Source organism: Streptomyces sp. a15 (genome assembly GCF_059026085.1).
In genome coordinates this window covers 1-24,735 of the sequence record NZ_JBWLKM010000108.1, presented here as the reverse complement: position 1 = coordinate 24,735, position 24,735 = coordinate 1, and the positions used below count along the sequence as shown (strand labels likewise).

The window sequence follows — 24,735 nt, the reverse complement described above, 5'->3', positions numbered from 1 at the left end:
TCGCTGGGCTCATAACCCAGAGGTCGCAGGTTCAAATCCTGTCCCCGCTACTGAAGGCCGAGGGCCGGAATCCAGAATGGGTTCCGGCCCTCGGTGTATGTGTACGTCGGATGTGCACGCCGGTCATCCGGTCGGCCCTCACCGGTCGCCCCCGCCCCCGCTCCGGGAAACCTGGGTGCAGTGGTGACGGGACCGGACGTACGTGGGGGAGACGAGTGGTGCGGCCTGGTGACGCGGAGGAGGGCGCCGCATCTCCAGCCTGCGGGTCGTTCTCCAGGTACTCCCCGTCCTGCTGATCGTCGGGGGAGTCTTCTACGACCTCCTCACCCCGCACGCCTTCACCGCGATCCCCTTCTTCACCGCCGCCCCGCTCGTCGCCGCGCCGGTCTACTCGCTGAGCGGCACCGTCGTGACCGGGGGTGTGGCCCTGATCGCCGCGTACGCGGTCCATGCCCGGTACGGGTTCGCCGCGGACGCCGACACGGTCACCGAGGTGGTCACCGTGGCCAAGGTCGCCGTGCTGGCCGCCGTCATCAACCGTGTCGTACGCCGGGGCGAGGGGCGCCTCGCCTCCGCGCGCGGGATCGCCGAGGCCACCCAGCGCGCGGTGCTGCCCGAGCCCGCCGGACGCATCGGCGGTTTCGACATCGCGGCCCGGTACGAGGCGGCCCAGGCGGACGCCTTCATCGGCGGTGATCTGTATGCGGTCCAGGACAGTTCGTACGGCGTCCGGCTCGTCGTCGGCGATGTGCCCCCGGGCTCGAGCGAAGCCGAGAGCTTGGGGGAGGCTGGAGCGGGCGCTGGCACGCGAGGGCACGCGGCGGGACGGGATCGAGGCCTTCGAGGGGTTCACGACGGCTGTGCCGGCCGAGCTTCCGTACGGGGACGGTGTGGTGCGGATCGTCAACCGGGGGCATCCGCCGCCGCTCCTGCTGCACGCCGACGGCACCGTGCGCTGCCTGCTCGCGCGGGAGGCCGCGCTGCCGCTCGGCATGGGCGACCTCGGCAGCTGGTCCGACCGCGCCGACGAGACCGGTTTCCCGGCCGGGGCCACGCTGCTGCTGTACACCGACGGGCTGTCCGAGGCGCGGCCGTTGTTACGAGGGGTGATCGGATGAGCGCCCTCCGCATAACAACTGACGCACCGTCAGTGCCTGTGGGGTTGCTGAGGCTGGGTCAACTCGCCCGTTTTTGCCGGTCGTGGGCCGTAAGTCCTGCGCGGAAAGGTTAATGATCAAGAGGAACAGCTTGGAATCCAGGCCCCGCGTCTATTAACGTTCGATAACGCAGCGCGGTCGTCCCAGCCGTCACAAGAGTCGGCTCCGTGCGCACGCGCCGAATCCCGCAAGGGAACCGGGGAACCACCAATTGGGGTGAATCGCGCGGATACCACCGTGAACTCACGGCCGGTATACGCGCGTAGGAGACCTTCCTGCTCCGAACCCGTCAGCTAACCCGGTAGGCGAGAAGGAAGGAAAGGAGCACGCCCACGTGGCGTCCAACCGGCCTGCCCCAGAAGCCCCGTCCGTGCCGAGCCAGCGCGAGACCGAGACCTTCGGCTACGGCACCTACAGCACCGACGAGGGCCCCTGGACGGAGTGGAATCCCACCGAGGAGTCCCTCCCACCCGTACGTGGCCGGCATCGCGTCGCCAAGCAGCGCGGCGGACTCGCGCGCGGCGGACTCGCCCGCAGCTCCACCGTCCTCGGCGTCGGCGTCATAGCCGCTGTCGGCGCGGGCGGCATGGCCAGCGCGCAGACCGGCAAGCCGCCGGTGTCGATTTCCATGCCCGACCTGCCCAACGTGGGCTCCCTCATCTCCGACGACTCGGACGCCGCCGAGGACTCCGGCACCGCGCTCAGCAGTGTCAGCGTGGCCGCCGCCGACACCGAGAAGAGCACGGCCGACGCCGGCGAGGTGCTGCGCGCCCGGATCATGGCCCAGGCCGAGCAGCAGCAGGACCAGGTCGAGAGCAAGGCCGCGGCTGACGCCGTGGCCGAGGCCGAAAAGGCGGCCGCCGACGCGGCCGCCAAGGCGGAGAAGGAGGCCAAGGCCAAGGCCGCCGCCGCGAAGAAGAAGGCGGAGGAGGAGGCCGCGAAGAAGGCCGAGGCCGAGCGCCTCGCCGAGCTGGCCAAGCAGTTCGCGCTGCCGACCTCCTCGTACACGGTCACCTCCACCTTCGGTCAGGCCGGCTCGCTGTGGTCCTCCGGCTACCACACGGGCCTCGACTTCGCCGCGCCCACGGGCACGCTCATCAAGGCCGTCCACACCGGGACGATCACGCAGGCCGGCTGGGACGGGTCGTACGGCTACAAGACCGTGCTCACCCTCGATGACGGCACGGAGATCTGGTACGCCCACCAGTCCTCGATCAGCGTCAGCGTCGGCCAGAAGGTCAACACGGGTGACGTGATCGGGCGCGTGGGTGCGACGGGGAACGTGACCGGGGCGCATCTGCACCTCGAGGTCCACACCGGCGGTTCCGGCTCCGGGATCGACCCGATGGCGTGGCTGCGGAGCAAGGGCCTCAACCCCTGACCGTCGTGTTACCCGAGTCCCGGCGGTCCTGACGGCATCCCCCCGACGTCAGGGCTGCCGGTCAGTGTGCGGGGGCGGTCAGTGGTTACGGGGCTTTTGTTTACGGGGTTTTTGCGGGTGACCATGGAATCGCGGGATCCGGTGCGGCCGTTGAGGTGAAGTATGACTTCTTCCTCTCCGTCTTCCTCTCCGTCTCCCTCTTCTTCGCTGTCGCTTCGCAAGCTCGGCTCCTCGGACCTCGAGGTCTTCCCGCTGTCCCTCGGCGGCAACGTCTTCGGCTGGACCGCCGACGAGGCGGCCTCCTTCGCCGTCCTCGACGCGTACGCCGCCGCGGGCGGCAACTTCATCGACACCGCCGACTCCTACTCGGCGTGGGTCGAGGGCCACCGGGGCGGCGAGTCCGAGACCGTCATCGGCAAGTGGGCCAAGGCGCGCGGCAACCGCGCGGACGTGGTGATCGCGACCAAGGTGAGCCAGCACCCCGAGTACCAGGGCCTGACCGCCGCCAACATCAAGGCCGCCGCCGACGCCTCCCTGCGGCGCCTCGGCACCGACTACATCGACCTCTACTACACCCACTTCGACAAGCCGGACGTGCCGGTGGAGGAGATCATCGGCGCGCTCGACGAGCTGGTGAAGGCGGGCAAGGTGCGGTACATCGGCGCGTCCAACATCTCCCCGGAGCGGCTCGAGGCGTCCCTCGCCTTCTCCGACCGGGAGGGCCTGGCGCGGTACGTCGCCCTCCAGCCCCACTACAACCTGGTCTCCCGCGACACGTACGAGGGCGACCTCCAGGACCTGGCCGAGCGCTCCGGCCTCGCGGCCGTCCCGTACTACGCGCTCGCCTCCGGCTTCCTCACCGGCAAGTACCGCCCCGGCACGACCGTCGACAGCCCGCGGGCAGGCGGCGCCGCCAAGCACCTCGACACCGAGCGCGGCCGGAAGGTCCTCACCGCCCTGGACGAGATCGCCCGGTCCCACGACGCGCCGGTCGCCACGGTCGCCCTGGCGTGGCTCGCGGCCCGGCCGACGGTGGCGGCGCCGATCGCGTCCGCCCGCACGGTAGAACAGCTGCCGGCGCTGGTGGGGGTGGCGGAGCTGACCCTGACGGAGGCGGAGGTCGCGCGGTTGACGGAGGCGTCGGCCTGATCTCCGGCGCGCACTTCTCGGTGTCCGGCGGTGCGCTTCCTGATTACGTCCGATACGGGTTGTAGGAGCTGTAGGAGGGATACGGCACCGCCGGATACGCGGCAGGCCCCGCCGGATACCCGTACACCCCGTACACCGGCCACGGCGGCGCGGTCACCGCCACGGGCGGTGCCGTTGCCCGGGCCGCGTGGTCCAGCGCGGGGCGCGCCACGTCCCGGCGCCACCACAGCTCGGCCAGCAGCTCCCGTTCCCGTACGACGAAGTCGGCCTCGGCCCGCCCGCGGCGCCCCCGATGCCGCAGGAAGGCCAGCGAGGTCGCGTACGCCTCGTACTGCGCCACCGCCCGCGCCGCGGGCCGACCGAAGTGCCGGCGGGCGTAATCGCGGGCCAGCCGCCGTGCCCGCATCGAGCCGAGCGCGTACGGCTCGGTCGGCGACAGCCAGCCCGCCACCGCGTACGCGGGCAGCTCTTCCCGCACGGTCTTCAGCTCACGCTGCCGGGTCCAGATGACGAGCCAGGTAAGCAGCCCGAAGGCGGGCACCATGAAGGCCGCGTACACCGCGAAGAACCCGTACTCGCCGAACGTCGAGGAGCCGTTCCAGATCGCGTGCATGCCCATCGCGAGCAGCAGCCCGGAGAGCGGCAGCAGGACGCGCCGCAGGTGGTGGCGTTCCGCCGAGAGCGCGGAGATGCCGAAGCCGATGCCGGTGAGGACGGTGAAGAGCGGGTGCGCGAACGGCGACATGATGATCCGCACGAAGAAGGTCGCCGCGGTGACGGAGGCGATCCCGGTGTCGCCGGTGAGCTGGTCGGTGCCGAAGGCGGTGCCGAGGTAGAGGATGTTCTCGGTGAAGGCGAAGCCGGTGGCGGTGACCCCGGCTATCACCACCCCGTCGACGATCCCGGTGAAGTCACGGCGCCGGAAGAGGAAGACGAGTAAAACGGCCGCGGCCTTGGCCGACTCCTCCACGACCGGCGCTATGACGGTCGCGCCGAGGGTGTCCGCGCTGGAGGGGTCCGCCGTGGCCGTCGCTATCCATCTCGTCGCGAAACTGTTGGCGATGATCGCTATCAGCGCCGCCGCGCAGGCCCCCCAGGCGAAGGAGAACAGCATGTTCCGCCAGGGGCCGGGCTCGACCCGGTCGAGCCAGCGGAAGGCCGTCATGAGGAGCGGCACGGGCAGGACGGCGAGTCCGAGCCCGACCAGGAACCCCTCCGTGCCGGTCTGTTCGCGTACCAGGGCGAGGATGACGAGCCCGGAGAGTGCGAGCAGGGTGCTCAGCCCGCCGTAACGCACCCACTTCTTGTGCCACCAGTGCGCGTGCCGCAGTGCGCCGCCGGTCGGATCACCGGGGTGCGTCGGGTAGGGGGGAACGGTGGCCACGGCATTGACCCTAACGAGGCAGAGGCGCCGTCCGCAGGGGGAGAGGGGGGTTCAGGCGCCGGTGGGGGGCTGGTCCTTGTGCGCTACACGTTGCTCTGAAGGTTGCTCGGTGCGTTGTTCTACGAGGTGCTCTACGCCGTGCTCTACGCGGCGGAAGAGCAGGTCGTTCACGACATGTCCCTTCTCCAGTCCCTGGCCCTCGAAACGAGTCAGCGGCCGGAACTCGGGACGCGGCGCAAAACCGCCCCCGGGCTGTGTGTTCTCGAAGCCGGGGTGCGCCGTGAGCACCTCGAGCATCTGCTCCGCGTACGGCTCCCAGTCCGTCGCACAGTGCACGATCGCCCCCGGTCCGAGCCGGGTCGCGGCGAGGTCGAGGAACTCCGGCTGGATCAGCCGCCGCTTGTGGTGCCGCTTCTTGGGCCAGGGGTCGGGGAAGTACAGGCGCAGACCGGCCAGGGAGTCCGGGGCGAGCATCTCCCGCATCAGGATGATGGCGTCGCCGTTGCCGACGCGGACGTTGGACAGGCCGTTCTGATCGGCGAGATTGAGCAGATTTCCCTGCCCCGGGGTGTGCACGTCCACGGCGAGGATGTTGGTGCCCGGGTCGGCACCGGCCATGCGGGCCGTGGCCTCGCCCATCCCGAACCCGATCTCGAGCACGACGGGATTGCCGTTCCCGAACAGCTCACCGAGATCGACAACCCGCTGCCCGTCGATGTCGAGCCCCCACTTGGGCCACAACCGCTGCAACGCATCCGCCTGCCCGGCCGTCACCCGACTCCGCCGAGGCTGAAAACTCCGAATCCGCCGCTCGAAGTGCGACCCCGCGGGATCAGCACTCGGACCATCGGGAAACCGCGGTTCCCCCTTGGCCCGAACATGCCGACCGGAGGCCCCGGGCGGGTGCGGGACCTGGCGGGTTTCGGGGACATTGAGCGACTCAGACACAGTGAGCCCAATTTTACGACCCCCTGGTTGGGCCGCTACTACCCAGTCCCGCCCGGCCCCTTTCAGCCCGTCCGGCGTTTGAGGACGAGGCCTTCGAGCCGAAGGGAGTCTGGGGCGCAGCCCCAGCGGGGTCGAAGGGGCGCAGCCCCTGGGGACGGGACGGGAAGGGGCGGCGGGGGCGAGAACAGCCCTGCGGCGAGCGCGGCCGCAGCGCCCCGCACCGTCACACAGACGGCAGCGCCGCCAACGCCCGCCGAGCCACCTCCCGCCCCACCGGTAGCGAAGCCGTCGCCGCAGGCGAAGGTGCGTTCAGTACGTGCACGGCCCGCGCCCCCTCCTGAATGAGGAAGTCGTCGACCAGAGAGCCGTCCCGAAGCACCGCCTGCGCCCGCACCCCCGCTGCCGCAGGCACCAGATCCCCTTCCTCGACCGCCGGCAACAACCGACGCACCGCCTCCACGAACGCCCCCTTGGACACCGACCGCCGCAGCTCCCCCGCCCCGTACCGCCAGTGCCGCCGAGCCATCCGCCAGGCCCCCGGCCACCCCAGCGTCCCAGCCACCTCCCGAGGCCGGACCACCCCCCACCCGTACCCCTCCCGGGCCAGCGCCGGCACCGCGTTGGGGCCGATGTGCACACCCCCGTCGATCCCGCGCGTGAGATGCACCCCGAGGAACGGAAACGCCGGATCCGGCACCGGATACACCAGTCCCCGCACCAGCGCAGGCCGCGCCAGCGAGTAGTACTCGCCCCGGAACGGCACGATCCGCATCCCCGGCTTGTCCCCCGTCATCCGCGCGACCTCGTCGCAGTACAGCCCGGCGCAGTTCACCAGCACCCGCCCCCGCACGACGTCCCCGCCCGCCGTCCGAACGGCCACCCCGAGCTCCGGCCGCCGATCCACCCGTACGACCCGCGCCCCGTACCGGATCTCCGCCCCGGACGCCTCGCCCAGCCGCCGTGCGACCTCGGCGAAGTCGCACACCCCCGTCGTCCCGACGTGTATCGCGGCGAGCCCGCGCACCTCCGGTTCGTACTCCCCGATCTGGGCGGCGCCCAGCTCCCGTACCGAGATCCCGTTCTCCCGGCCGCGCTGCACGAGCGCGTGCAGCCGCGGCAGCTCGGCCCGGTCGGTCGCGACGATCAGCTTTCCGGTGACGGCGTGCGGAATGTCGTACTCCGCACAGAACTTGATCATCTCGGCGCCACCCCGGACGGCATACCGCGCCTTGAGCGAGCCGGGCCGGTAGTAGATCCCGCTGTGGATCACCCCGCTGTTGCGCCCGGTCTGGTGCCGGGCGGGCCCGGCCTCCTTCTCCAGCACCGTCACCCGCGTGCCCGGCGCGGCACGCGTGATCGCATACGCCGTGGACAGGCCGACGATCCCGCCGCCGACCACCAGCACGTCACAGTCGTACGCGAGCTCCCGCACCTGCCGCGCCACCTGCACCACCTCCCGGCTTCGATAGTGCACTGCGCCACTGACAATGCGCTCAAACCCGGGAGGCGGACGGAGTGTCCCTGGCTCAGGCGGGCGCCATCAGCAGCGGCCGTGCCCGCTCCCGCAGCTCGACCACGCGCGGTTCGTCGCCGTACGGCTCCAGCCGGTGCAGGAGGTCCTTCACGTACTCGGTGGTACGCGCCGAGGAAATGCGCCCGGCGACCTCCACCGCCCGTACGCCCTGCTCGCATGCCGCGTCGAGATTGCCGGACTCGAGCTCGGCGACCGCCGAGACGACGAGGCGCAGCCCGTGCGAGCGTACGAATTCCTCCGTCGGCTTCGACAGGGCCTGCTCGGTGAAGCGGCGGACCTGGCGCGGTGCCTTCAGATCGCGGTAGCACTCGGCGGCGTCCGCGGCGAACCGGTCGTACGAGTAGAAGCCGAGCCAGGACGGGTCATTGTCGCCCTCGCGAGACCGCTCCAGCCAGCCCTCCGCCGCCTTCAGGGCCGCGCCGGCCGCCTGGGCGTCACCCGCGCGCGCGTGGGCGCGTGCCTCGACGAGCCGGAAGAAGCTCATGGTGCGGGCGGTGGCCAGGCCCCGGTTGCGCTCCAGGGCGGCCTGGGCGAGGTCGACGCCCTCGTCGCCGAAGCCGCGGTAGGTGGCCTGGAGGGACATGGAGGCCAGGACGTAGCCCCCGAGGGGGACGTCGGCTGCCGCACGGGCCAGCCGCAGCGCCTGGATGTAGTACCGCTGCGCGGCCTCCTGCTGGCCGGTGTCGAAGGCCATCCAGCCGGCGAGTCGGGTGAGCTCGGCGCTCGCCCCGAAGAGGGCTCTGCCGACCTCGTCGGAGTAGGAGCCGAGCAGCAGCGGGGCCGCCTCCACGCGCAGGCACTCGGGCACCATCGACGAACGCCAGTCGCCGCCTCCGTACTTGGAGTCCCAGCGCCTGGCGTCCTCCGCGGCCTCCCGCAGCTTCTGCACATCGCTGTGGCCGACTTTGAGCGGTGCGCCGGAGCCCTCGGCGGGGTTCACCTCGCGCGCCACCGAACTGTCGGCCGGGGTTATCAGCCACCGCGAGGCGGGCGTTGCGTATGCGCTTACTGCGAACGATCCGGCCAGCGACTGCCAGATGCCGCCGGAGCCGGCCCGGCGTCCTGCGAGGTCGAGTCGGTACAGCTCCGTGGCCGAGCGCACCGCCTGTCCGACGTCCCGGGGGAAGGCGAGGCCCACCTCGGGTGCGGGATCCGCGTCCGCCAGGCCGATCTCGTGGAGCGGCACCGGGCGGCCGAGCTTCTGCCCTATGGCGGCGGCGATGAGGTGCGGCGCGGCACCCTGCGGCACCATGCCCTTCGATACCCAGCGCGCCACCGAGGTCTTGTCGTAGCGAAGAGTCAACCCGCGTTGAGCGCCAAGGTCGTTGACGCGTCGGGCGAGTCCTGCGTTGCTGATTCCCGCGAGGGCGAGAACGGCGCCGAGTTTTTCGTTCGGCCCGCGTTGCTCCCTGGACATTGCGCCACCCCTCGACACAGACGGCTGCCGCGCTGGCATAACCATGCGGCATTCGTAAACCCAGCGTAGTTCGCCGCATCCCAAGCGTTAAGAGGCATTGTTCCGGATGGCGGGATTGTGGTCCGTACTGAAGTGCGGGTCCGATACGCGTAGTTGCGTCGTGCTCCCGCTGTGTGGCCGTGCGCCTGGGTGTGCGCTCTTCTTTGGCCATCGCGGGAGCGGTTCCATGGGCCGTGCGTGGGTCGGCCCGCTGTACTGGATCCAGTGGGCTGGGGGACACCGCCGCCTACATCCCCGCGGGCGGCGGAACGGCCCGGGGGGCGAACTCCGTCTCCCGGGCTGCGCGCTCGCCGGGCGGTGGGCGGAGCATGTACGGAGCGTGGGCAACGCCGTTCCGTTGACGCCGAATTGGCCGAAAATCGACCCTCCCCTGCACGGGTCCGCAGCCCTCTCACCATGGAACTTGAGGGCGCGCAGGGTGTTTTGGGGGAGCGAATCGGGGGCGCATTCGCGTCGCAGTCATTCTGCCGTACGTCCGCGATCACTGTGCCGTCGCCCCGCGATCTCCTTGCCTCGCCCGGGTGTTCGACGCGATGCGCGAGTCTCCGCCGGGGCGCATTCCGGGGAGCACAAGCGGCCCCACCGCCTCTCCGGTGCGCGTTCTTCATGGCAGCATGGTGCCGAGTTCGTACGGTGCACTGGTTGTCCACAGCCTGTGGAGGCGTCCATGCGGTGGTTGGTGGGATGGAGCAGCACCGCCGCGAGAGCAGTCGAGGCAGGCTCCGCGGGTGCGGTCGGACACGACGGCGAGACCCTGCATCCGGTGGGCTCCCACCTCCTGTGGGGCGACCCCGATCCGCTGTGGGCGGTCGGCGACTGGCGCCCGGACGAGGTGCGCGTGGTGAAGGCCGACGAGCAGACCCGGATCGCGGTCCTCGGCATCTGCGGCGCGACCGACGAGCAGCTGCGAGTCGGGCTGTTCGCCGCGCGCGGAGGGGCACTTCGGCATCTGACGGCCTGGCCGGGCAGCTACACGGCCGTCGTCCAGGTGGGCCGCCGGATCACCGTCTGCGGCGACCTGGCGGGCGCACGGCCCGTGTTCCACACCCCCTGGGCCGGCGGCACCGCCTACGCCACGGCCGCACTCCCGCTCGCCGACCTCATCGAGGCCAACCTCGACTACGGCCACCTCGCGGCGCTGCTCGCCGCCCCCGACGTACCGGCCGCGCTGCACGACTCCACCCCCTACGACGGCGTACGGCGCATTCCGCCGGGGCACGCGCTGATCCTGCGCACCGGGGCGCGCGAGATCGCCGGCTACGAGCAGGTCGCCTCCCTCGCGGTGGCGGCGCCCTCCGCCGACCCCGACCGCGCGGTGGACGCCGTACGGGACGCGCTGGTGGAGGCGGTACGCGTGCGCCTGTCCGCGCCTCGCCACGTCCCCGGCGCCGACATCGACCCCGGCCCGGTCCCGGGCATGGGCCCCGCGGAACGGCGTGCCGCGCGCGGGATGCCCGTTCCCGGCATCGGGGCCGACCTCTCCGGCGGTCCCGCCTCGGGAACCCTCGCCCTGCTCGCCGCCGGCCTCCCGGGCATGCCGGGCACGGTGCTGGGACACGGCACGGGCGCGGGGGAGCGGCTGCTGGCCGTCACCTTCAACGACCTGGCCGTCGGCGGCCGGGAGTCCGAGCTGGAGCGGGCGGGCACCCTCGCGGCCAACCCGCGCCTGCACCACGTGGTCGTGACCGGCGGCGAGGAGACCCTCCCGTACGCCGAACTCGACGGCCCCCTGACCGACGAACCCGGCCCGTGCCTGGTGACGGCCGCCCGCCACCGCGCCCGCCTCGCCTCCGGCAGCGCGGACCACTTCACCGGCTACGGCGCCCGCCAGGTCCTGGACGCCCACCCGGCCCGTCTCGCGGACCTCCTGATGGACCGCAAACGCCGCCACCTCGTACGCCCCGTCGCCGCGCTTGCCAAGGCAGACGGTTCGGTGCTGGTCCCCGCGCGCGTGTACGGCGCCGCACGCCGCCTCGCCCGTACGCCCTACCGCACCGGCCTCGAGGTCCTCGCCGACCGCCTCATGCAGCGCCGCTTCGACGAACCCGGAGGTGCCGTGGGGGCGTCCCTGTCCGCGCTCGCCTGGGCCAGACCGGGCCCGGCGGCGCGCTGGCTCACCGGCGAGGCCCTTGCTGAAGTATCGGTTCGCCTCCAGGGCGCAACCCACCGCTCCGGGGTCGGCCCGGGCCAGCGCCCCGGCGACTTCCGAGCGCGCGGAGCCCTCGCCCGCACGGCGGCGGACCTCCGCGTCCTGGAACAGGCGGCCGAGATCCGCTTCCAACGCCTGCACGCCCCCTTCCTCGACAACCAGGTCGTCCGCGCCTGCCGGGCCCTCCCGGAGGCGCTGCGGGTCCAGCCGGGCGCCCGGGCGGCGATCCTGCGTACGGTCCTGGAGGGCGCCGGCGTGGCCGACCTCCCCCCGGGCTGGGGTGCCCCGACCCACGCCTCCTCCGCGGCAGCCGCCCGCACGGGCCTGCGGGTGGCCGCGGACTCCCTGATGTCCCTGTTCGGCAACCCGCTGCTCGCCCAGGCGGGCCTGGTGGAGGCCCGAGTCGTCCGCAAGGCCCTCCGCGCGGCGGCCGAGGGCGAACCCCTCCCCCTGGACGGCCTCGCCGACCTGGTCTCCCTAGAGCTGTGGCTGGGCCGCCTCCTCTCCCGCCGAGGCACCTGCTGGACAGGCACCCCGGCACGCGCGCGTGCGGTACCGGCGGGCATCAGGCCGCAGAAGGGAGCCCTGGGCGCGGGCGCCTCCGGCGGGGCGGCGCTGGCGTAAGACCACCTACCTGCGCAAACCGAGGGCGCCACACATGGCGCTGGACTCCGTGAGCCGCGTGCGGCACACACAGCGCCGGGCTTCGGGTCCCGCCGGGCGGCACACACAGCGCCGGGCTCCGGGTCCCGCCGGGTGGGGCGGCGTGCGGGTCCCTTCTCGTCCCGCCGGGTGGGGCGGCTTGCGGTTCGCTTCTCGTCTGACCGAGTCGAGCGGCCTGCGGGTCCCTTCTCGTCCCACTGAGTCGAGCGGCCCGCGGTTCACCTCTTGTCCCACCGAGTCGCATCCCCTGAGCGGGTCACTTCTTGGCCGACCGAGTCGGGTGGTGGGTGGGCATAGGCCGGGGGTCTGGGGGCGGAGCCCCCAGCGAGGCCCGCACCAACGCCGGGTGCCCCGCAATCGACCCGCACCGAAACCCCGTGCCCCGCAATCGACCCGCACCGAAACCCCGTGCCCCGCACAGCAACCCCGGCGACAATGACCCCGTGCGGTACAGAATCCTGGGCGTCACCCAGGCGGAGGACGAGAGCGGCACCGTCGTACCCCTCGGCGGCCCCCGCCTCCGCGCCCTCCTCACCGCCCTCGCCCTCCGCCCCGGCCGCGTCACCACCCCCGACACCCTGATCGACGAGGTGTGGACCGACGCCCCGCCCCAGGACGCCCCGGCCGCCCTACAGGCCCTCGTCGCCCGCCTCCGCCGTACCCCCGGCATCGGCAAGGACGCCGTCACCTCCGACCCCGGCGGCTACCGACTCGCCGCGACCGAGGACGACGTCGACCTCTTCGTCTTCGAGCGCCTGGTACGCCAGGGCACCACCGCCCTGACCCACGGCGACGCCGCCACCGCCGTCCGAGTCCTCGACGCCGCCCTCGCACTGTGGCGCGGCCCCGCCCTCGCCGACCTCCCCGACCGCACCGCCGCCGCCACCCGCCCGGAGGCACTGCGCCTGGAGGCGACCCGCACCCGGATCGCGGCGCACCTCCAGCTCGGCCGGGCCCAGGACGCCGTACCGGATCTGAAGGAACTGACCACGGCGCATCCGTACGACGAACCGCTGCACGTCCTCCTCATCCGCGCCCTGCGCGACACCGGCCGCGCCGCCGACGCCCTCGCCGCCTACGACACCGCACGCCACGCCCTCGCCGACGGCCTCGGCACCGACCCCGGCCCGGAACTCCGCGCCCTGCACGCCGAACTGCTCGCGGCATCCCCGACCGCCGCACCACGCCCCCAACTACCCGGCCCCCAACTACCGGGCCCTCAACTACCCGGTCGCACCGGCAACCTCCGCCCCCGTCTGACATCTTTCGTCGGCCGGGAACCCGAACTCGACGCCATCCGTTCCGAATTGCACAGGGCCCGTCTCGTCACCCTCACCGGACCGGGCGGCTCTGGAAAGACCCGTCTCGCCGAGGAAGCCGCCGCCGGGCTCCCGCAGGCATGGCTGGCCGAGCTCGCCCCGCTCGACCGGCCGGAGGCGGTGCCAGGCGCGGTGGTCAGCGCGCTCGGTCTGCGCGAGACCGTGCTCATGACCAGCGAGCTGACGGCCCCGCAGGACGACCCGGTCGCCCTGCTCATCGAGTACTGCGCCGCGCGCAGCCCACTCCTGATCCTTGACAACTGCGAACATGTCATCGAAGCAGCGGCCGAACTCGCCGAGACGCTGCTCACCCACTGCCCGGGGCTCACCATCCTCGCCACCAGCCGCGAACCCCTGGGCATCCCCGGCGAGTCGGTCCGCCCGGTCGAGCCCCTCCTCCCCGATCAGGCGCACCGCCTCTTCGCCGAGCGCGCGGCCGCCGTCCGTCCCGACGCGGCCGGCGTACTCGGCGACGAGGAGGCCGTCGCGGAGATCTGCCGCCGGCTCGACGGACTGCCGCTCGCCATCGAGCTGGCCGCGGCCCGGCTGCGGCTGCTCACGCCCCGCCAGATCGCCGACCGCCTCGACGACCGCTTCCGCCTCCTGACCTCCGGCAGCCGTACGGTCCTGCCCCGCCAGCAGACCCTGCGCGCGGTCGTCGACTGGTCCTGGGACCTGCTCGACGAACCGGAACGGACGGTGCTGTGCGAGATGTCCGTGTTCGCCGGCGGCTGGGAGCTCGACGCGGCGGAGGCCGTGTGCACCGGCCGGGTCGCGGACCTGCTCGGGTCGCTCGTCGACAAGTCCCTGATCGTGGCCACCCCGCGCCGCCGCCCCGACGGCGACGGCATGCGGTACCGCATGCTGGAGACCATCCACGAGTACGCCGTCGAGCGCGCCGCCGAGTCCCCGGCCCTGCGCGCCGCGGCCGAGCGCCGGCACCGCGCGTGGGTGCGCGCGCTGGTCGAGGAGGCCGAGCCCCGGCTGCGCTCCGCCGCGCAACTCCCGTGGATCTCCCGCCTGGAGACCGAGCTCGACAACATCCGCGCGGCCCTGCACCGTGCGCTGACGGTCGGCGCCGAGGAGGAGGCCGGAGCCCTCGTCCTCGCCATGGGCTGGTTCTGGTGGCTGCGCAACTACCGCCACGAGGGCATGGAAGGGTGCGACCAGGTCCTGCGTCTCGGCGCGGCCCTGGACACCGTCGGCGGCGACGACCGTGCCTCCTTCCTGGCCGCCCTGCCCACCCCCGACCCCGTCGACGCCTTCCTCTCCGCCCCGGACGGCGAGGCGCACCACCCGCTGCACAGCCTGCGGATGCGGCTGCGGATGCTGCACCTCTTCCTCAGGGCCGAGACCGAGACGATGTACGGGCTGCCGGACGAGCGGATGCGGAGGTACGTCGGACGGGTGCGGGACTTCTTCGAGAAGGGCGGCCCGGAGGCGGCCCGGATGCCGGGCCTCACCTGGCCACTGGCCGACGTCTTCCTGGGCGACCCGGTGGACGCGGCACCCATCATGGACACCGCGGTCGCCAACTGCCGTACCCACGGCGGTGACTGGGAGCTCGGCGTCATCCTGATGTTCCGTACGCACATGGTCGTCGACGCACCGGGCGGTATGCCCGGCGTGGACGACGACCTCGTGGAGCTGCGGGCGCTCAGCAGACGTGTCGGCGACCGCTGGCTGTGGGCCCAGGTGTGCAGCGCGGCGGGGGAGGCGGCCATGTCGCGCGGGCGGCTCGACGAGGCCAAGGGGGAGTACGAGGAGGCGCTGCGGCTCGCCCACGAGGTGGGCGCCCACACCGAGACGCCGTTCCTCCTGGCGCGGCTCGCCGAGATCGCCTACCGATCGGGCGACCGTGAGGCCGCGCTGGCCGTGCTGGACGAGGCGAGTGACGCCGCCGACCAGTACGGCGTACCGGACTCCCGGGCGTTCGTCCTGCTGCTGCGCACCCTGATCGCGCTGGACGAGGAGGACATTCCCCGAGCCCGTCGACTGCACGAGGCGGCTTGCGCGGCCACCGCGCGGGCCACGCCGCCGCCCCAGTTCACGGCGATGCTGAACCTGGTCGACGGGTTGCTGACGGCCGCCGAGGCGGGCCCGGAGCACGGACTGCCGAAGGTGCTCGGCACGCTGCGCGAGGCGGTGGAGAAGCGGTGCGCCGACGTGGTCACGGCGGCGGTCGTGGACAGTGCCGCGGACCTGCTGTCCCGGCTCGGCGACCACCCGCGCGCGGTGCGTCTGCTCGCGGCCGGCGAGCACTGGCGCGGCGGCCATCCGCGCCCCATGCCGGAGCGGGCGGCCGCCGAGCGGGCCGAGGCCGCCGCCCTGGCCGCCCTGGGCACCGGGCCGTACGAGACGGAGCACGCCAGAGGCGTGGCTCTCACCGTCGACGAGGTCCTGAGCGACCTGGGCGAGGCAGTGCGCGACCACCTCGCCGTACGTCCTCGGAGCAGGTGAACCCGGAGCAGCCGAACTAGGAGCAGGTGCACTAGGAGCAGGTGAACTTCGACTCCGCCCAGTCCGCGAGCGCCAGGTTGTCGAGGTAGCTGTGCGGCTCCGCCACCAGCCGTACGGTCTCGCGCCCGGCGAGGTTCACATGGACCGGCACCGCCGCGTCCCCGCCCTTGATCATCCCGGAACGCCACAACCGGACTCCGTCGGCGTAAACCGAGAAGTAGACCTTGCCGAGCCCCGCCGTCATGTCGTCGACGCCCACCATCGCGTCGTAGGCGGAGCAGTCGCGGTTGAGGTCGACGGTCACGGAGGAGTGGCCGTGCACGGTCACGCCGCGCGCATACTGCCGGTCGGCGATCGAGACGCCGTACCGCTGCCAGACCCAACTGCTCTGGCCGATCCGCATCTCGGGCTCGGTGCCGTCGCCGGTGATGTCGTACGACAGCTCGCTCCACTGGTAGACGGCCGGAGCGGGCGGAGGCGTCGGGGCCGGCGTGGGAGTGGGCGTAGGCGTAGGCGTGGGGGTCGGGGTCGGCGTGAGCGGCGGTGTGGGCGTCGGAGTCGGGGTGGGCGTGGGGCTCGGGGTGGGCGTAGGTGTGGGCGTGGGGCTCGGGGTCGTCCGGGTCGGTGTGGGCGTCGGGATGGGTGCGGCCGCGATCACCGGAGGTGCCGACCGGGGTTCCTTCTCCGGTGGCGCGGGCGTGTTTCTCGCGGGGTCGAGCGCCGGTGTGGAGGCGGGCGGCTTGGCGTCCGGCTTCCTGGGCGGACTGTCGTCGCCGATCAGCGCGAGCGCCACCGCGGCGGCCGCCACGGCCACCACACCGGCCGCGATACCGGCCTTCACGGCCGCGCCCAGCCCCTCGGAGGCCGCCGCACCGCCACCGGCGCCCGCCCCGCCGGAAGAGCCGCCGCTCGCCGCTGCCGCCCCCGCGGCCCCGGCCGCGCCCGCCCCGGCACCGCCGGCGATGAGCCCGGCCGCCTTGGCGTACCCGGCGGCGCCGAACCAGCCGATGACCGCGATCGGTACGACGGCGGGGATACCGCCGGCGACTTCCTTGATCTGGCCCGCGGCCAGCCGGCACTTGGCGCACTCCTCCAGGTGCTTGCGCAGACCCCGCTCGGCACGGGTGCGCAGCCCGCCTCGGGCATAGGCGCCAAGCCGGTCGGCGTGGCGCGCGCACTCCTCGTCGGTGGCGAGGGCGACGCTGACGTGCGTCTGGAGGTAGGCCTGCTTGAGGCCCTCGCGGGCCCGGCTGGCGAGCACCCGGGTGCCGTTGGCGTCGAGGCCGAAGAGCGTGGCGACCTCGCTCGGCGACTCGTCCTCGACCTCCGTGTGCCACAGCACGGCCTGCCACCGCTCGGGCAGCGACCGGAAGGCCCGCATGGCCATGGACTGCTCGGCCTCGTGCATCGCCCGCACATCGGCGCCCAGGTCCAGTGTGTCGTTGTCGGACGGGTGGGAGATCCGCGCCGACTGTGCGGCGAACACCGCGAAGTCGTCGACCAGTTGCTCCCGCTTCGCGGACTTCGTCCAGCTCGCGGCCACCCGTCGGACGGTGGTGAGCAGATACGCGCGTACGGCGTGCTCGGGGCCGGAGCCGCCGCGCACCGCCTGGAGCATCCGGGCGAACACCTCGGCGGTGAGGTCGTCGGCGGTGTGGCCGTCGCGGCAGCAGGTGCGGGCGTAGCGGCGCACCGCGTCCGCGTGGCGCCGGTAGAGCGCCTCGTAGGCGGTGTCGTCGCCCGAGCGCATCCGCTCGATCAGGTCGGCGTCAGAGGGCGGCAGTTCCCTGGGCGGCGGCAGGATGCCGCTGTCCTCGCGCCGGTCGCGCTGCGCCGGCACGCTGCCCTCGACGGGCTCGCCGGCCTGCGCCGGGATGCCGGCCACCAGGGGCTCGGCCCGCTCGGCCCCCATCGGCTCGCCGCCGTGCGGGACACCGGCCCGTCCCCCTTGGCTCGGTACCTGCGGCGAGGCCGCGCCGCCGGCCTCCGCGTCGTCGTCACCGAGTGACCCGTCCCGCCCGTCAAAGCTCATCGCGGAAAGCCCCCGCCGCCTGCTCCACCAGTCCCGAACACCGGGTCAGCGTGCCATATTGGCTTTTGTTCAGGACCCAGGCGTACGGACCCTCCACTCGTCCGTGGGGACTTCCCGCAATGCAGTACTAGCGCTCACTCGTTCGGGGAAGGCTCAATAGACCTTCTGAAGGCGGCACTTGAGAGGCATGCCCGAATTGCCCGGCGCATTCCCGGGCAGTGACCGAGGCGCGGGCGCCGCAGCACCCACACCTCACCGTCACCTTTTCGAGTCACGAGTCACGAGTCATCGGCGGAACCCGGCGGAACCGGAGCAGCCGGACGACGACCGTCCTCACATCGGTCGCGACCGTAACCCCTCCAGCAGAATGTCCAGCAGCCGTGCCGAGGCCGCGGCCTGCTGCGCCGCGTCCGGCAGCGAGGGCGCCGCCGTGGCGATCACCAGCAGGACGTCCGACACCGACACGTCGGCCCGCAGTTCGCCCGCCGCCCGCGCCCGGTCCACGAGCTGGCCCACGACCTCGAGCAGCGCCGCCGCCCCGGGGTCGTCGTCCGCGGAGAGCACCGTGTCCCCCGCCACCAGCCGCAGCTCCCCGGCACCCGGCTGCGTCCGCTGCTGCGGCACCCGCGCGCCCTCCGGCGCACCCTCGTCCGCCACACCGACCCGCAGCACCTGCGGCGGCAGCAGCCGCCCGGCGCCCGAGGCCACCGACGTCCGCAGGAAGCGCGACAGCGCCGACCACGGCTCGTCCTCCTGACCGAGCGCCGCACGCGCCTGGTCGGTCAGCCGGGAGGTCTCCTCCTCGGCTATCCGCCGCACCAGGACGTCCTTGCTCGGGAAGCGCCGGTACACCGTGCCGACACCGACCCGCGCGCGCCGCGCCACGTCCTCCATCGGCGCGCCGTACCCCAGCTCGCCGAAGACCTCGCGCGCCGCGCGCAGTACGTGCTCCAGATTGCGCTGTGCGTCCACGCGCAGCGGCGTCGTACGCCCACCGTCCGCGCGTCCGTTGCCCGTCGCCGCGCTCATCGCTGAGCCCAACGGTCCGCCCATCGCCCCGCCACCGGGTGCGATGGTGGACGCGGACGACCAATGAGAGTCCTGAACATGCATAAGTGATCCCCCGGTAATGACGTCTCCCCCCGGAGACTCCCCGCCATTGAAAGCCGGAGCGAACGGAACAGACCTGCTTCCCGGACCCGCCCGTCGCGGACCCGAAGGCGCATCCCCCTACACCCCGTTGACACACGAACATAGTTGAGTGGGGGTCAATTCAGAAGGGGGACGTTCCGCACGGAGCGCCCCCCGATCGGAGTACGGGCCGCATACGTCCCGATTGCGCCCCCTCCGGCCGCCCGGCACACACCCGCTGACCTGCGCCCCTTCCCGGCACTCCGGTGAATCGGCCAACCCCGGGCGCGCCCGACTCGCGGTCACACAAATTGTCGAGCCTGTGGACAAACGCAAGCGCCGGGTGCGTCATGGGATGGTGAAGGAACGTGCGCGCATTCTCGTTGTCGGCGGCGGCTACGTCGGGATGTACACCGCCCTGCGACTCCAACGGACGCTGAAACGGGAACTCGCGCGGGGCGGCGTCGAGATCACCGTCGTCACACCCGACCCGTACATGACCTACCAGCCGTTCCTCCCCGAGGCGGCCGCCGGTTCCATCTCCCCCCGCCACGTCGTCGTACCGCTGCGCCGCGTCCTCGACCGCTGCCGGGTCGTCGTCGGCGAGGTCACCTCGATCGACCACGCCAAGCGCACCGCCGCCCTCACCACCCTCGCCACCGACGAGGAGGGCACCGGCGCGCAGCAGCTGACGTACGACGAACTCGTCCTCGCCCCCGGCTCGATCTCGCGCACCCTGCCCGTCCCCGGTCTCGCCGAGCACGGCATCGGCTTCAAGACCGTCGAGGAGGCCATCGGCCTGCGCAACCACGTCATCGAGCAGATGGACATCGCCTCCTCCACCCGCGACCCCGCCGTCCGCGACGCGGCCCTCACCTTCGTCTTCGTCGGCGGCGGCTACGCCGGTGTGGAGGCGCTCGGCGAGCTGGAGGACATGGCCCGCTACACCGCGCGCTACTACCACAACGTCCAGTCCGACGACATGAAGTGGATCCTCGTCGAGGCATCGGACCGCATCCTCCCCGAGGTCGGTGAGGAGATGGGCCGCTACACGGTCACCGAACTGCGCCGCCGCAACATCGACGTACGCCTGAACACCCGCCTGGAATCCTGCGCGGACCGCGTGGCCGTCCTCAGCGACGGCGCCCGCTTCCCCACACGTACGGTCGTCTGGACGGCCGGCGTCAAACCCCACCCGCTCCTCGCCGCGACCGACCTCCCGCTGAACGAACGAGGTCGGCTGAAATGCACCCCCGAGCTGACCATCGAGGGCACCACGCGCGCGTGGGCGGCCGGAGACGCCGCCGCCGTCCCCGACGTCACGGCCGGGGAACCCGGCAAGGAGACGGCGCCCAACGCCCAGCACGCGCTCCGCCAGGCGAAGGTCCTCGGCGACAACATCGCGCACTCCCTGCGGGGCGAGCCCCTTCAGACGTACTCCCACAAGTACGTCGGCTCGGTCGCCTCCCTGGGACTGCACAAAGGTGTCGCGCACGTCTACGGACGCAGGCTGAAGGGCTACCCTGCCTGGTTCATGCACCGCGTCTACCACCTCAGCAGGGTGCCCACCTTCAACCGCAAGGCCCGCGTCCTGGCGGAATGGACCTTGTCAGGACTCTTCAAGAGGGAGATCGTCTCCCTTGGATCGCTCGAACATCCCCGAGCGGAGTTCGAACTCGCGGCCGGTGGAAAGCCTCCTCAGGACCCGAAGAACGACCCGAAGGGGTCGTCCTGACCGGACCGAGGAACTCCGGCCGCGGGGTAGGCGTCTGACGGATGCCGACCCGGGCGGCCGCCCTGCCAGACTGGTCCCCGACCTTGGACGGACAGACCCCCGCCCTTCGAACCCACGAGGCTTTCCCCAGTGCCGCAACCCCGGGGTGCCACCCCCAAGACCCCCGGCCGGGTCCGGAGCCGGCAGCAGACGCCGCAGACGACGACACGAGGCAAGGATTCGTGAACTTCACGCGCTGGAGCGCCCGGCTCCCCGGAACGCAGCGCCGCGCCGCAGCGCGGACCGACCACCCGGTCACCCCGGACCTGCGCTCGGACGGCGCGGGCTCCGTACCCGCGGCCCGCGCCGAACAACTCGCCGACGGGGCACCGCCCGTGCCCGCTGTCGACGAACTCCCGGTGCGCGAGGTCCTCGACCGCGTCCCCGCCCTCGTCGCCCTCGTCCACGGCCCCGACCACCGCCTCGCCTACGTCAACGACGCCTACGTCACCGCTTTCGGCCCCCGCCCCACCGGCGACCCGGCCCGCGAAGCCCTCCCGGAGCTCGACGCGCTCGGCCTGTTCCCCCTCCTGGACCAGGTCCTGCGCAGCGGCAAGCTACGCACGGTCAAGTCCCGCAAGGCCCCCGACAGCCGCTCGTACACCTTCACCTGCACCCCGGTGACCGAGGGCGACGGCGGCGTTCTCATCTTCGCGACCGACGTCACCGACCACGCCGAGGCCGCCGAACGCCTCAGAGCCAGCGAACGACGCCAGCGCGAAACCGCCGTAACCCTCCAGCGCTCCCTGCTCCCCCAGGAGCTCGAACAACCCGACGACCTCCGCATCGCCGCCACCTACCACCCCGGCGGCACGGAGGCCGCGGTCGGCGGCGACTGGTACGACGTGATCACCCTCGGCGGCGGCCGCACGGCCCTGGTCATCGGCGACGTGATGGGCCGCGGAGTGCGCGCGGCCGCGGTCATGGGCCAGCTCCGCACGGCGGTCCGGGCTTACGCCCGCCTCGACCTCCCCCCGCACGAGATCCTCCAGCTCCTGGACGGCCTCGCCATGGAGATCGACGCCAACCAGATCGCCACCTGCGTGTACGCCATCCACGACCCGAACGAGGGCCGGCTGGTGTACGCCTCGGCCGGCCACCTGCCGATCCTCGTCCGCGACGAGAGCGGGATCGTGCAGCGCGCCGACGAACCGACCGGCCCGCCCCTCGGCACCGGCGGCTGGATGCACACCTCGGGCTCGATCGCCCTGGGCCCCGGCTCCACGGCCGTCCTCTACACGGACGGCCTGGTGGAACGCCGCAACGAGGACCTGGACGAGGGCATCGCCTCGCTGGAACGAGCCCTGTCCGGAGCTACGGGCACCCCTCAGGTGGTCTGCGACCGCCTGGTCCGAGCGGCCGGCGTGACGGCGGAGCACGACGACGACGTGGCGGTCCTGGTCCTCCAGCACCCCGCCCACACCGGCCCCGACAGCGAGCTCTTCCGCAACGCCGCCCTGGAACTCCTCGGCGGCGTGGAAGCGGCCCCACGCGCGCGTGCCTTCGCCTCCGGCGTCCTGACCAGCTGGCGGTTCCCGGTGGAACTGCACGACCTGGGCGTCCTGGCGGTCAGCGAACTGGTCGCGAACTCCCTGCAACACGGCACACCCCCGATGCGGCTGCGCCTGCGCCGCACCGACCGCCGCCTGATCGTCGAGGTCACGGACGGCGACGATCACCTCCCGCGCCGGCGCCGCGCGGAACCCGGCGACGAGTCCGGCCGAGGCATCGCCATCGTGGCGACGATCGCCTCGGCCTGGGGCTCCCGTCGGACGCCGGGCGGCGGGAAAGCGGTGTGGTGCGAGTTCGGGCTGCCGGGGGCCGCGAAGTGAACGGCGTTCGCGACCTTCTACGTCAGGCGCTTGCCCGTGCCTGATCCGCCGGAGTCGGGCCACCCTGGGCCACCACCCGGCTCCGCGCCCGCCACGGCTGATCCTGCACGGCCGTGAGCTGACGCCCCAACCGGACCGCCAAAACCGTGATCCCCAGAGAGAACAGCAGGAACGTCACGATGTACGGCGCGTGCAGCGACGCCCCCATGGGCCCGCCCACCGCCGGCCCCACCGCCAAAGCAAGCTGCTTGACCAGCGCGAACGCGGAGTTGTACTGCCCCGCCATCCCCTCCGGTGCAAGATCCGCGACCAGCGGCGCGACCGTCGGAGACAGCATCGCCTCACCCAGCCCGAACAGCGCGTACGTCGACACGAACGCGGCCGTGGCCATCTCCTGGCTGCCGTGCCCGAGCCCCGCGTATCCCGCCGTGGCCCATGCCACGGCCCAGATCAGCCCGACGGCCGCGATCACCCGCGACCGCCTCCGCCGCTCCACGAACTTCAGTACGGCGAACTGCGCGACCACGATCATCGCGGTGTTCGCGGCCAGAGCCATACCGAGGGCGGACGTCGAGATCCCGGCAGCCTCCACGCCGTACGCGCTCAGCCCCGACTCGAACTGCCCGTAGCAGGCGAAGAACAGCACAAAGCCGACCACGCACAGCTGCACCATGGCCCGGTTGCCCAGCAACTGCTTCCAGCTGCCCTTGGCCGATCCCGACCGCCCCGGCGCGTCCTGGATACGCGGCGAGTGCGGCATCCGCACGGTCGCCATCACCACGGCCAGCAGCAGGAACATCGCCGCCTCGATCGCGAACAGCAGGGTGAAGGACGAGACGTGCGTGGTGTCGACCAGGTGACCGCCGATGAGCCCGCCGACGCCGAGCCCCAGGTTCTGCAGGAAGAACTGCGTCGCGAAGGCCCGCGAGCGCGTGTCGGCCGTCGAGCAGTCCACGATCATCGTCGCCAGCGCCGGCTGCATCACGGCCTGCCCCGCCCCGAGCGCGGCCGCCGACAGCAACACGGTCGTCGCGTTGCTCGCGAGCCCCAGGCTCAGCGCCCCCAGCGCGGCGGTGACCAGAGCGACGAGCAGCACCGGCAGCGGACCTCGCCGGACGATTGCCCGCCCGGCGAACGGAAGCACGATCAGCGCCGCCACGGCGAAGACGGCGAGGACGAACCCCGCCGTCATGGCACCCAGTCCCCGTACCTGCGCCACATAGACGTACAGATAGGGAACGGTGAAGCCGAGCCCGAATGCGCTGAGTGCGTTGCCCACGTGAATCCGGCGCATCGCTGCGCCCATCGCCCTGGTCACGTTCACCTCTCTCGAGTTAGTTGGGAGTCTTCAGTAGTTACCCATGAAGACTTCGAAGCTAAAGTTAGATCCTAAACAGTACACATCGAAGGACTTCAACGCCAAGCAAGCCCATGCCATACTGCGACCCATGGGCGACACCCCCGGCGGCCTCAGCGAGCCGACCCTCGAAGAGCAGATCGCCGCATACCAGCGCGAGTTCCAGGACCTCGACCCCCAGATCGAGCAGATCGTCTCGGCGCTGTCCCGCCTGAACCGCCGTATGAACGTCGCCTACGGCCGCCAGACCGCCGCCCTCGGCATCAGCAACGCCGAGTGGGAAGTCCTCAAGGCCCTCGTCCTCTCCGGCGCCCCGTACCGCATGGGCCCCAGCGACCTCGCCAAGCGCCTGGGCCTGACGCCCGCCGCGATGACCCACCGCATCGACCGCATGGTCACCGAGGGACTGGTCACCCGAGAGCGCGACGAGTCCAACCGCGTCCGCGTGATCGTCGAGCTCACCTCAGAGGGCCGCGAGAAGTGGCTGGAAGCGATGCGCCTCGCCACAGTCTTCGAGGAGGACCTGCTCCAGGACCTGTCCCAGGAGGACCGCACCGCCCTCGGCGAGGTCCTCACCCGCCTCCTGCGCAGGGTGGAGCACGCCCAGCCGGACGCCGGCGGGCGCCTGACCGACCTGGGCTGATGCCACCCAAAAAGATCTTGACAGGCGGCGCTTGACAGCCCCCTGCTCGATCCGTAGAGTTCTTCGGGTTGCCACGGAGCCGTAACGGTTCTTCGGCAGCACCTCCGCCGCATCAGCGGCACCACAACCACCAGCACGATCTCCCAACGGGATTGAATTCGGCGCGCCCGAATTCCATTCGATTTGGGTCCGACAGCTCGATTAGGAACTGCCGGGAGGATCCGCTAAGGTTGAGGCGTCGGAACGGCCCAACAGCCGGGAAGACAAACCCCTCTGACTGGGAATCAGGCCCGAAAGGATCTGATAGAGTCGGAACCGCCGGAAAGGGAAACGCGAGAGCGGGAA

14 protein-coding genes, 1 pseudogene and 1 riboswitch are annotated in these 24,735 nt (G+C 72.1%); of the genes and pseudogenes, 8 read left to right on the top strand and 7 right to left on the bottom strand.

What is annotated here, in order from left to right; all coding sequences use genetic code 11:
• Window positions 1–250 precede the first annotated feature (250 nt).
• The 3 genes and pseudogenes from AC5P09_RS46515 to AC5P09_RS46505 form a co-directional block, all read left to right on the top strand.
• A pseudogene (locus AC5P09_RS46515) lies at window positions 251–1,091 on the top strand (PP2C family protein-serine/threonine phosphatase); the annotation flags it as partial.
• Between the two features lie 232 nt (window positions 1,092–1,323).
• Window positions 1,324–1,480, top strand: a riboswitch (cyclic di-AMP (ydaO/yuaA leader).
• A gap of 11 nt (window positions 1,481–1,491) precedes the next feature.
• Window positions 1,492–2,538 (top strand): M23 family metallopeptidase, encoded by a 1,047-nt coding sequence (locus AC5P09_RS46510; RefSeq protein ID WP_493879730.1) that lies wholly within the window; start codon window positions 1,492–1,494, stop codon window positions 2,536–2,538.
• A 162-nt stretch (window positions 2,539–2,700) separates the two neighbouring features.
• The gene (locus tag AC5P09_RS46505; protein ID WP_493879729.1) at window positions 2,701–3,687 is read left to right on the top strand and encodes an aldo/keto reductase; all 987 of its coding nucleotides are present in this window, start codon (window positions 2,701–2,703) and stop codon (window positions 3,685–3,687) included.
• Window positions 3,688–3,730: 43 nt separating this feature from the next.
• On the opposite strand, the gene AC5P09_RS46500 is transcribed toward AC5P09_RS46505, so the two are convergent.
• From AC5P09_RS46500 to AC5P09_RS46485, 4 genes are all read right to left on the bottom strand, one after another.
• Entirely contained in the window at window positions 3,731–5,071 is a 1,341-nt protein-coding gene (locus AC5P09_RS46500; RefSeq protein ID WP_493879728.1) for a PrsW family intramembrane metalloprotease, read from the bottom strand.
• A gap of 51 nt (window positions 5,072–5,122) precedes the next feature.
• Window positions 5,123–6,019: a tRNA (guanosine(46)-N7)-methyltransferase TrmB gene (trmB, locus tag AC5P09_RS46495; protein WP_493879727.1), complete on the bottom strand. Its 897-nt coding sequence runs from the start codon at window positions 6,017–6,019 to the stop codon at window positions 5,123–5,125.
• A gap of 223 nt (window positions 6,020–6,242) precedes the next feature.
• The gene (lhgO, locus tag AC5P09_RS46490) at window positions 6,243–7,493 is read right to left on the bottom strand and encodes an L-2-hydroxyglutarate oxidase (protein WP_493879726.1); all 1,251 of its coding nucleotides are present in this window, start codon (window positions 7,491–7,493) and stop codon (window positions 6,243–6,245) included.
• Window positions 7,494–7,545: 52 nt separating this feature from the next.
• Complete coding sequence (locus tag AC5P09_RS46485; RefSeq protein WP_307675825.1) at window positions 7,546–8,970, bottom strand: NsdA family TPR-like regulatory protein; 1,425 nt, start codon at window positions 8,968–8,970, stop codon at window positions 7,546–7,548.
• A 727-nt stretch (window positions 8,971–9,697) separates the two neighbouring features.
• Here AC5P09_RS46485 and AC5P09_RS46480 point away from each other — a divergent pair.
• Entirely contained in the window at window positions 9,698–11,803 is a 2,106-nt protein-coding gene (locus AC5P09_RS46480) for an asparagine synthase-related protein (protein WP_493879725.1), read from the top strand.
• 482 nt (window positions 11,804–12,285) lie between these two features.
• Window positions 12,286–15,621: an ATP-binding protein gene (locus tag AC5P09_RS46475; protein WP_493879724.1), complete on the top strand. Its 3,336-nt coding sequence runs from the start codon at window positions 12,286–12,288 to the stop codon at window positions 15,619–15,621.
• Window positions 15,622–15,652: 31 nt separating this feature from the next.
• Here AC5P09_RS46475 and AC5P09_RS46470 read toward each other — a convergent pair whose 3' ends face one another.
• Together AC5P09_RS46470 and AC5P09_RS46465 are read right to left on the bottom strand one after the other, a co-directional pair.
• Entirely contained in the window at window positions 15,653–17,653 is a 2,001-nt protein-coding gene (locus AC5P09_RS46470; RefSeq protein ID WP_493879723.1) for a sigma-70 family RNA polymerase sigma factor, read from the bottom strand.
• 333 nt (window positions 17,654–17,986) lie between these two features.
• Window positions 17,987–18,766, bottom strand: a complete 780-nt coding sequence (locus AC5P09_RS46465) for a TetR/AcrR family transcriptional regulator (RefSeq protein ID WP_266437205.1) — start codon at window positions 18,764–18,766, stop codon at window positions 17,987–17,989.
• A 373-nt stretch (window positions 18,767–19,139) separates the two neighbouring features.
• Here AC5P09_RS46465 and AC5P09_RS46460 point away from each other — a divergent pair, with 373 nt between their 5' ends.
• Both AC5P09_RS46460 and AC5P09_RS46455 read left to right on the top strand, forming a co-directional pair.
• Window positions 19,140–20,519 carry an NAD(P)/FAD-dependent oxidoreductase gene (locus AC5P09_RS46460; protein ID WP_493879722.1) on the top strand — a complete coding sequence of 460 codons (1,380 nt, stop codon included), beginning with the start codon at window positions 19,140–19,142 and terminating at the stop codon, window positions 20,517–20,519.
• A 221-nt stretch (window positions 20,520–20,740) separates the two neighbouring features.
• Window positions 20,741–22,390: a SpoIIE family protein phosphatase gene (locus AC5P09_RS46455; RefSeq protein ID WP_493879721.1), complete on the top strand. Its 1,650-nt coding sequence runs from the start codon at window positions 20,741–20,743 to the stop codon at window positions 22,388–22,390.
• Between the two features lie 22 nt (window positions 22,391–22,412).
• On the opposite strand, the gene AC5P09_RS46450 is transcribed toward AC5P09_RS46455, so the two are convergent.
• Window positions 22,413–23,684 (bottom strand): MDR family MFS transporter, encoded by a 1,272-nt coding sequence (locus AC5P09_RS46450; RefSeq protein ID WP_493879731.1) that lies wholly within the window; start codon window positions 23,682–23,684, stop codon window positions 22,413–22,415.
• Window positions 23,685–23,838: 154 nt separating this feature from the next.
• On the opposite strand from AC5P09_RS46450, the gene AC5P09_RS46445 reads away from it, so the two are divergent.
• Window positions 23,839–24,390, top strand: coding sequence for a MarR family winged helix-turn-helix transcriptional regulator (locus tag AC5P09_RS46445; RefSeq protein ID WP_493879720.1), 552 nt, complete (start codon window positions 23,839–23,841; stop codon window positions 24,388–24,390).
• Window positions 24,391–24,735 lie beyond the last annotated feature (345 nt).

What these genes read in the sequence shown, in the direction of transcription:
- AC5P09_RS46505 (WP_493879729.1), top strand. Translation starts at nt 2,701, where the DNA reads ATGACTTCTTCCTCTCCGTCTTCCTCTCCGTCTCCCTCTTCTTCGCTG.
- AC5P09_RS46485 (WP_307675825.1), bottom strand. Translation starts at nt 8,970, where the DNA reads ATGTCCAGGGAGCAACGCGGGCCGAACGAAAAACTCGGCGCCGTTCTC.
- AC5P09_RS46480 (WP_493879725.1), top strand. Translation starts at nt 9,698, where the DNA reads ATGCGGTGGTTGGTGGGATGGAGCAGCACCGCCGCGAGAGCAGTCGAG.
- AC5P09_RS46470 (WP_493879723.1), bottom strand. Translation starts at nt 17,653, where the DNA reads ATGAGCTTTGACGGGCGGGACGGGTCACTCGGTGACGACGACGCGGAG.
- AC5P09_RS46465 (WP_266437205.1), bottom strand. Translation starts at nt 18,766, where the DNA reads ATGCATGTTCAGGACTCTCATTGGTCGTCCGCGTCCACCATCGCACCC.
- AC5P09_RS46460 (WP_493879722.1), top strand. Translation starts at nt 19,140, where the DNA reads ATGGTGAAGGAACGTGCGCGCATTCTCGTTGTCGGCGGCGGCTACGTC.
- AC5P09_RS46450 (WP_493879731.1), bottom strand. Translation starts at nt 23,684, where the DNA reads ATGCGCCGGATTCACGTGGGCAACGCACTCAGCGCATTCGGGCTCGGC.
- AC5P09_RS46445 (WP_493879720.1), top strand. Translation starts at nt 23,839, where the DNA reads ATGGGCGACACCCCCGGCGGCCTCAGCGAGCCGACCCTCGAAGAGCAG.